The sequence below is a fragment of the Colwellia chukchiensis genome, from assembly GCF_002104455.1.
Lineage (GTDB): Bacteria > Pseudomonadota > Gammaproteobacteria > Enterobacterales > Alteromonadaceae > Cognaticolwellia > Cognaticolwellia chukchiensis.
In genome coordinates this window covers 44,806-53,810 of the sequence record NZ_NBOC01000020.1, presented here as the reverse complement: position 1 = coordinate 53,810, position 9,005 = coordinate 44,806, and the positions used below count along the sequence as shown (strand labels likewise).

The window sequence follows — 9,005 nt, the reverse complement described above, 5'->3', positions numbered from 1 at the left end:
GTTTTACTGCTTCTTCTCTGAACTCATCTGTATAATTTCTTGGTTTTCTTCTTTGCGTCATTTTCACACCTTTATTAATGGATTAATTATCCTTCATAAAAGTGTGCGGTTCTATTTAATCAGATCATTATTCATAGGTGTGATGTCGGGTAACACTAAAACGATTTAGCATATGATGTACGATATAAATGGCACTCAAACTAACAATTACTGCCACACAAACTGAGCTAAATCGATACAAAGCACTGTAAATGAGATCTTGCCCTGGCCCTAACGACTGACCAAATAAAATGCCAAAGGTGGTTAAAACGCCAAATCCAACACCCGGCGCACCACCACTTAAAATATGAAAGCGACTAAAAATAAAAGACAACGACCATAGCAATAGCACAGGAAATAATAAAAAGTCGCTATGGGTATACAATAGTAGTTGTGCCAGTAGTGCCGCATTACAGCCAATCAAAGTGCCGATAATACGCTGCCAACTTGCAATGCCAGCCGCTTTCCAACATAGCGAAAATAAAATAATAACAGAGGCAGCTTGCGCAGATATGGAGTCTTGTAGATCCAACACTTGAAACACCACAAATGACATGGTCGCCACCAGACTACAAAGTAACACTTCATGGCGCACACTTTCAGCACTTTTACTGGGCATCACCCGAATAGCTCGGCGACTAACATCAGGGAACAAACCATGCATCAATAACGCAATCAGCACGGTTAAACCAATCGCGAAGATATTACTAAAAATTAACGGATAAATACTGTTACCGCCCGTAACATAACTGGCAAAGTGCAATTGAATGGATAAACTGACAGCGCCCATAGCGCCAAATAAAAACGCTGCCCCCGTACTCATTTGATAAAACAAGATAACAAATGCCGCCAATGCACACAGTGTCATCAACACAGGTAAGTGAGCAAACAAGCCTTGTACCAGCAAAACCACAGTCGCACTATAGGCGGCACTGGCAATAAACTGTCGTATTATTGCCCAATTAATCGTCGGCACTAAGCCTAAGAGCAACATAGGGTACACTGTAAAAAAAATGCCGTTAGGCCACTGCATTAATTTACTCAGCGTAAAACCCAGTGTACAGCCTCCGGCAATACGCAGCGCTTGACGTAAGCCATTGTTATCGAGTTGAGGAGGCGGGTTTATTTTTTGACTCATAACGGCCACTAATAAATATAATGTAGCCAGCTAATAAAGCGTATTTGCATGCTAGCTAACACCTGACCTAGGCTGGAGTTAGGCAGTAACTGCACTGTTGCCCGAGCACCACTTGGCATGGTTTGTAACAACTCAGGATTATGAGTTAACGCTAAGTGAATACGCTGGCGTTGCGCTTCGCGTACCCAACGATTACTGGTATCTGTACTACTAAGCAAACCATTGGCATTTAATTGCCCTTCACTAACCCCAGCTTCAAAGCTCATTATTTTTGCATCAAAAACTTGACCGGGCAGACTATCAAACACTACTTTGGCTAAGCTACCCGGCTGCATATTTAACAATGACTTTTCTCGAAAGTCCGCAACTAGGTCAGCATTATTTGCGACAATAGCCAGCAAAGGACTGCCACGCAAGGCATACGCACCTTCAAGCAATTGCAAGTTAGTGACCACACCATCAACGCGCGAGCGCACCTGCGTACGCGATAAATTAAGTTGTGCTTGCGCCAATAGATTTTCTGCATGACGTAACGCCAAATTGTGTTTGCCGACTTCACCACGGGCTAACATGGCCTCGTCAAGTTGTGCTTGCAACGCCGTAACACTGGCTTTACTGGCAACGAAACTGGCCCGAATATTCTCTAATTTTTGTTCCGATAAGGAGTCTTGTTGGTATAATTTTTCGCCACGCGTTTTTAGTAGCTCTTGCTCATGCTGTTTGGCCAACGCAGCACTAATTTGTGCTTGCAACGCTTTAATTTTAGTGTCTATTTGTTGATTTTGTAAACTTGCCTCAGCAACCGCTAACTCCGCTTGCTCACGCGCTAACAAATAGCTGCTATTGTCGATTTCAAATAATAAGTCGCCAATTTTCACCGGCTGATTATTAACCACTAAAACCTGAGTAACGCGACCACTAATTTGCGGGGCTACTTGTACAACGGGATGAAAAACCCGTGCTTGTGGTGTTACTGGCAGCCAAATATCGGCAATGATGTAATAGATAAAAGCGAGAATAAATCCAGTAAGTGAAAGCCTCACATAGCGAGCAAATTTTTGTTCTGGCGTCATTCTTATCCTTAGTCATTTGAAAATGTTGATGTTAACTGGCGGCGGTAACTCTACCAACCGAACATTATAAAGCACAGTGTAAACTACTGCGCTGAAAATGCGTGATACTACTGTGACTAAATACCCAGAACTAGCAGTGTTTTAACAATGTTTCTGCCCGTTATTTTGACTGGAAGTGCTGGCACCACTGTAAAAACTTTTCAGCCGGTAACGCTGGTGAGTAATTGTAACCTTGCAGAATATTGCAACCTAAATGTTTTAATTCCTTAGCTTGTTCTTCCGTCTCCACGCCTTCAGCAACCGATCGTAAATTTAAATGTTTAGCCAAATACAATGACGCCTTAACCGCCGTATAGCTTTTAGGGTCAACAAACATATTACGAACAAAAAATTGATCGACTTTTAACTCTCTAAACGGACTAGTGATCAGTTGCAACATTGATGACGAACCGGTACCAAAGTCATCTATTGAGATTTCAACACCTTTAATTCGCAGTCGACTCATAGTTTCCAGCGCCTTGCCTAGATGGTTACAAATTTCAGTTTCAGTAATTTCTAAGGTAAGGTATTTAGCTGGCAGTTGATAATGATTTAAAATTTCAAATACCCGGTCGGCAAAGTTAAGATCTGTTAAATCTAGCGGGGAAACATTTACTGATATGCGATACTGCGTCCCCTGCTGGTGCCAACTTACACAAGTTGCAATGGCTAAATCCAATATCGTAAGCGTCAGCTTGTTGATTAAACCAAGCTTAGTTAATTTTTTGAGAAATGCATCGGGTGATAAAACCCCTATTTTAGGATGTTGCCAACGCACTAACGCTTCGGCACCGCAGATCTGGTTATTAGTAGCATTAATATGTGGTTGAAAAAACGGCACAAATTGACCATATTGCAAGCCATTGATTATCTCCTGATCACTGGCTTGATAGCTGACGTTAAATTGGTCAACTTTTTTTTCTTCTAATTGCTCCAATTGTGTAAACAAGCTCTCTAAAGATTTATAATTGATAGGCTTTTTTAGGCTTAATACATTCAATAAGCCATAAGTATCCGCCATTTTGATTACCGAAGATAAAACCTCAGTTTCTGCCACACTAGTAATCACAATTTGGCTATTTAGCTTTTGTTGCGATACCTTTCGCAAAAACTCTATACCATCCATTTTTGGCATATTGAGGTCACAAAAAATCAAATCAGGCTTATGAATATGATTTAAGTGGCTCAGTGCTTCTTGACCATTGGCAGCACGTTGAACACTAGCATGAGTCAATTTTTCTAAAAATCGCGTCATAAGCTGCACCTGAAATCGATCATCTTCTATGATCAGAACTTTTTTAATATTCAAACGTCATTCCTTGTAGCTTTATTATATTGGCACTGTTAAAAATTTTTCACCTTGTACCTAATAAATTATCACTCGCAGATGGCCACTGTATCAGCTCTTTAATATCTAATTGCGCAACTAATATCTGACAATTACGCCGATAGGCTGCGGTATTAAATTTTGATGTGCTGACCAAGCGACATTTTAGTGCTAAACGAGACACCTCTTGCTTACTCCACCCTGCAGGCCAAGCCTTAGTTAAACAAAAAATTAACATACTAGCGACCTCTTCATCTAAGGCATTAAGCTCTTGAGCTTTTATTAATTTTTCCAAGGCCATACCATAACTTTTATTATGCAATAAATTTTTACTTGCCGTTTTCAAGTTTGAAATTTGCGCACTTATCCGCTCAACTTGTTCGCACCAGCGTGCCAAATATCGCCTAAAAGCTTGATGCTCAATGGTTGTGCTATCGCGATTAAACTCGCGCGCGAGCACTTGCATTGTTGCTTGGTAGGCGTCAATGTTGTTAAACATCAAGTACACTTTTGCGAGCTCAATTTGCTCATTAACACTAGCTGGCTGCGACTTTGCTTTTTTAATATACTGCTGATATTCATCAAAATATGCTATTGCTTTAGTAATAGCGCCACCAAGACCGCTAGCACGCGCCATTAAGAGTAATTCAAACCTTTTATATTCTTTAAAGTCAAATCGATTACGCCAACTCTGACATTGTAACGTAAAACGATTTAGGTATTTTTGTTTGTCTTTTGTATCGGCAAACTGACTTCTATCCAAAGTTAATTGGGCAGCAAAATGATGCAATGCCAGTGTTTCTCGAAACGAATTACTAGCCTCCTTTAACGCTCCTGCTGCCCCCTGATACGCTGTTTTCAAATCAAACTGCGCCATCGCAATATGCGCTTTCATAAGATGACGGACAATGTGTTTAGGTGATTTAGCGACTGATTCCACTATTTTTTTCAGTGCTAATTCAAATAAGGCTTGTTTAAATAATACCTCCGCTGATAATTGTAATGCTGCTGTGCAGGTGATTGGGTCTTTTTCCAGCGGCTTTAATACTGTCTCACACAATTTAAATTGCTTTTGTTTAAAGGCAATTTGCGCTAACTCTAGCTGAATTAGGGAGCTTTCAGGGGCGTCATTTATCGATATTAAAACATTTCTCGCGTCATCTAATTTATTGAGCGCAATGAGCGCACGAGCTTTCAATAATAGCGCACTATTGGTCATTTCTGTCGCGCTATCTACCGCGTCCTCAGCTAACTTGATAGCATGATTAAAATCACCACCTGCATAGGTAGTTAGCACCTGACTTATCATACGTTTTCTGCGAATAATTTTGGGTAGGCGTTGCTGCAACGTAAGGAAATTAACCGGCTTTACCAGAAAACCATCTGGCTTGAGATCAGCAAAACCTCGCACTACTTCAGTCGATGCATTCCCGGTAACTATGACTATTGCGCAATCTGCCGGCAACAATTTTCGATAGATCATTTCATCTAATAATTGGTGGCCATTGGTATGACTGCCTAAGTTATAATCACAAAGCACGAGCTGAAACGACTCTGTTTGACAAAAATCCAAGGCTGTTGAGGCGTCTTTAGCCAACAAGATTTGCTCAGGGTTAAGGCCTAGTTTTAATAACATAGTTTTTGATGCGACGCGGTATATTTGACAGTCATCAATCACCAATACGGGCCGTTGGTTATGAAACTCTTTCATCTTGTTTTGACTTAAAACCTCATTAGCGTCAATTTATAGCCTTATCTGCTATATTTTTCTTGAAAGTACATTATAAAAAAATATACTGGTTGACCATCAGTATACTTGAGCACTCCATAAAATTGTACAGATTACATTTTATTGTAATATAACTGTAATAATTTCATTGACAAATTAATGTTAGACTACACTTGCACCATTCGTGCTATACAATTGATAAATTTATGCTTTTTATATTTAATGAGAAATTAACAAAGATGGCTTTGCTGCTAATGCGATCATTGAAAATTTTACAATTTTGGGGTCGTACCATAGCGGCGGCCTTGACGCTTTTCGTGCTTACTAGTACTTTTTTACTGACCTCAGCCGCTAAAGCGAGTCAGCAAGTAGCAAAGCAAAATGATACGACGATAGCATCTAAAGCTGTAATCGTCGGTATTCCGACAATGCTGCAGTCATCAATGGAAGCTGACCCTGAGCTTTTTCAAACAGAAACCCTGATCCTAAGTCAAATGCGTAATTTTTCCATCAGCTTTTGGCGCAACTGGGGTGAAACGTTTGGCTATCAAGTGAGTTTCAAAGATGTACCATACATGGACCCTTTACCGGCACTGATGCGTGATGAAATTCAAATTGTAGCTATGGGTACCTACACTGAATCTTATGCTGACAAGGTCTATTTCAGCTTACCTTATCTTGAAATTCCAAGTGCTCTTTATCGAGCTGCGGGTGAGATATCGACACCAAAAACAATCGCTATACACGCCCCTAAGGGTGCTTACATTCCCCTGATTGAGCAGCAAAAATCGCTACGTACCTATAGCGAAGACCTCAATACCTTGCTTGATGAAAATACACACTTTGATTTCTTGTATTCGTGGCAACCAAAACGCTTTAAGCAAAATTTAATAAAGCGTCAATTACGCGACCAATACCAGCGTATTGACCATGGTAATTTAGCACTGAGCATCCGCTCAATCGTATCACGCAAAAACCGAGCATTGATGCGAGACATTAATGAGGGCCTTCGTCGAATGGATAGGCAAGCCGCGACAGAGCTATGGTATAGCGTAGTACCTACGGACAAAGAGCAACAGTACCTTAGGTTGATACTTGGCCATCATTTGCCAGAAATATCGTTACCATTGCAAGAGTATGTTATCGATTATCCGGTCCTCAAATACGGTACGCTAAAACAAGGTTATCCGCCTTATCAAATAATTCAAAATAACCAAATATTAGGTCTTAGTGAAGATTTGTTTAGGCTGATAAGTTTATATACTGGTGTAGAGTTTCAGCCTGTTACCTATCCTAGCTTTCAACAACAGTTGCATGCGCTTCAGCGCCAAGAAATATCGATATTAGCGACAGTCAATAAATCACAACAGCGCGAAGAAGCCTTGTTATTTACCAGTGCAATCGATAATGCCAGCACCGTACTGGTAAGCAAAAAAAATAATAATATCAGAAGCTTAGAAGGTTTAGGTACACAGCGCCTTGTGGTTATTCGCAGTTTTTTAATTACTGACATCATTAAGGAGAAGTTCCCTAATAGCAATTTTGTGTATGTTGATACAGTGCCTGATGCATTAAAAGCTTTAGCTACAGGGCGCGCAGACGCTTTTGTCGGTAACACCTTAAATACTGAGCATCTACTCAAACGATTCAATTACACCCAGTTCCAATTGCAACATATTGAACTAGATGACGCAGCAACAAAATTTCATATGGCGGTGGAAAAAACAAACGCGCCTTTACAGCAGCTACTTAATATCGGTTTAAATAGTATCGATGAGCAACAACTACAACAGTTGCAGTTCAAATGGCATGGTCATATTACACCGGTGCGAAACAACCACCAGCAAATCGATAAATTAAATGCTAAAAGCCTTATAACCCAAGTAATTACCGTACTTATTATCTGTCTGTTGCTTATGCTTTTCTTGGTTTTTAAGTACTACAGGTTTAAAGCTGATATTCGCATCTCGTTAAACCAAGCGCAAAAATCACAGCAATTGGCAGAGCGTTCAGAGCAAGCGAAAAGTGAGTTTTTAGCACGCATGAGTCATGAAATACGCACACCAATGAATGGTGTGCTTGGTATGGCTGAAGCATTGTCGTTCACTAGCCTTGATGAAACTCAACAAGATCTACTTAACACCTTAAACCGCTCAGCAAATAATTTGATGGCGCTATTAAATGATGTGCTTGATTTTTCGAAATTAGAAGCTGGAAAATTTACCTTAGAAAACATACCTATGAACCTGAGTACCTTGGCAAAAGATGTGCTCGATAGTTTCTCCTTTCAGCTCAATCAAAAAGGCTTAGAGTCATTCCTAACCTTAGACAATAGTTTACATTCAAGTTACTACGGCGATCCAACACGCTGTCAGCAAGTGCTCAATAATTTAATTTCTAATGCGATAAAATTTACTGAGACCGGACACATAGAATTAAGCATAACGCGACTAGACTATGACCAGTTGATTAAAGACGAAAGTCAACACTGGCATAAGATAAAAATTGAAGTTAGAGATACGGGCATAGGTATTGCAGCTGAGCGGCAAAATATTTTGTTTGAAGCATTTTCGCAAGCAGAAGGCAGCACTACCCGCCATTTTGGCGGCTCAGGGCTAGGCCTAAACATCTGCAAGGAAATAGTCGACGCTATGGGTGGCGATATTTATGTATCATCTATCCCTAACCGTGGCAGCTTATTCACTATTATTGTTGCGCTGCGTTTAAGCCAAGAACCCGCCGACACATTAAGCAATACTGCCCCTACCTCTATTGCGACAGCAAACCAAACGGTTGACATTGAGCACCTGAAAGTCTTAGTCGCAGAAGACAACGAGATTAATCGAAAGGTGCTGATTGGTCAAATTCAACGTTTAGGACCTAGCGTTGACAGTGCAGAAGACGGGGAACAGGCCTATAGCATGTTCCAACAAAAAGATTATGATATTGTACTTTCTGACTGTCATATGCCTCACATGGATGGCTTTACCCTAGCCTCGCTTATCAATACCGAACGTCAAAGTAAACGCCCAATTTTATTAGCCATTACAGCTGATGCCATGAGTGACGCTGCACAAAAATGTTTAGATTCAGGCTTTGACGATTACCTTTCCAAACCGTGCCAAATTGCGACTTTACACACCAAACTGATCGAAGCTTGCCAGAGCCTCACCAAGCTTCACGCATCGCGCCACGACAGCAAAGTCGATGGCGTCACACTTGTCAAACAAAACCTCGTTAATGAAGTAAAGACGAACGCTCGACCCGATCAACTCCTAAATCGTGCTTATATACTAGAGCTTAGTGGTGGTGACTATGAGTTGGTTTTCGAAGTTTTACAAGCTTACAAAGAAACTAGCGTCAATGACTGTACCGAGCTTTTATCCGCCTATGATAATTTTAGCGATAAAAAAGTAACTGATTTAGCACATCGCATAAAAGGCAGCCTGCGCTACCTAGGTGCCGACTTGTTAGTGAAACACACTGAAAATATCGAGCTTATTGCCATGAACGGAGCAACACCTGAGCTCGACGCTTTAATCAATGATTTAACACTCGGCATTAAAGTATTAACTGAGGAAGTTACACAGTGGTGTGATGAAATTAGCGCTAAAACTTAAGCTAATGACCCGTGTTAGAACGCTGGGAGGAGGTGTAATC

At 40.7% G+C, this 9,005-nt stretch carries 5 protein-coding genes; 1 reads left to right on the top strand and 4 read right to left on the bottom strand.

Annotated elements, in window-relative coordinates; translation table 11 throughout:
• Positions 1 to 127 precede the first annotated feature (127 nt).
• From B6K83_RS16315 to B6K83_RS16300, 4 genes are all read right to left on the bottom strand, one after another.
• Complete coding sequence (locus B6K83_RS16315) at positions 128 to 1,177, bottom strand: DUF2955 domain-containing protein (RefSeq protein WP_085285931.1); 1,050 nt, start codon at positions 1,175 to 1,177, stop codon at positions 128 to 130.
• An 8-nt stretch (positions 1,178 to 1,185) separates the two neighbouring features.
• The gene (locus B6K83_RS16310; RefSeq protein ID WP_085285930.1) at positions 1,186 to 2,250 is read right to left on the bottom strand and encodes an HlyD family secretion protein; all 1,065 of its coding nucleotides are present in this window, start codon (positions 2,248 to 2,250) and stop codon (positions 1,186 to 1,188) included.
• Between the two features lie 160 nt (positions 2,251 to 2,410).
• Positions 2,411 to 3,598, bottom strand: a complete 1,188-nt coding sequence (locus tag B6K83_RS16305; protein ID WP_085285929.1) for a two-component system response regulator — start codon at positions 3,596 to 3,598, stop codon at positions 2,411 to 2,413.
• A 46-nt stretch (positions 3,599 to 3,644) separates the two neighbouring features.
• A complete protein-coding gene (locus B6K83_RS16300) occupies positions 3,645 to 5,327 on the bottom strand; it encodes a response regulator (RefSeq protein WP_085285928.1) in 1,683 nt (560 codons plus the stop codon).
• A 281-nt stretch (positions 5,328 to 5,608) separates the two neighbouring features.
• On the opposite strand from B6K83_RS16300, the gene B6K83_RS16295 reads away from it, so the two are divergent.
• Positions 5,609 to 8,965, top strand: a complete 3,357-nt coding sequence (locus B6K83_RS16295; RefSeq protein WP_158088372.1) for an ATP-binding protein — start codon at positions 5,609 to 5,611, stop codon at positions 8,963 to 8,965.
• Positions 8,966 to 9,005 lie beyond the last annotated feature (40 nt).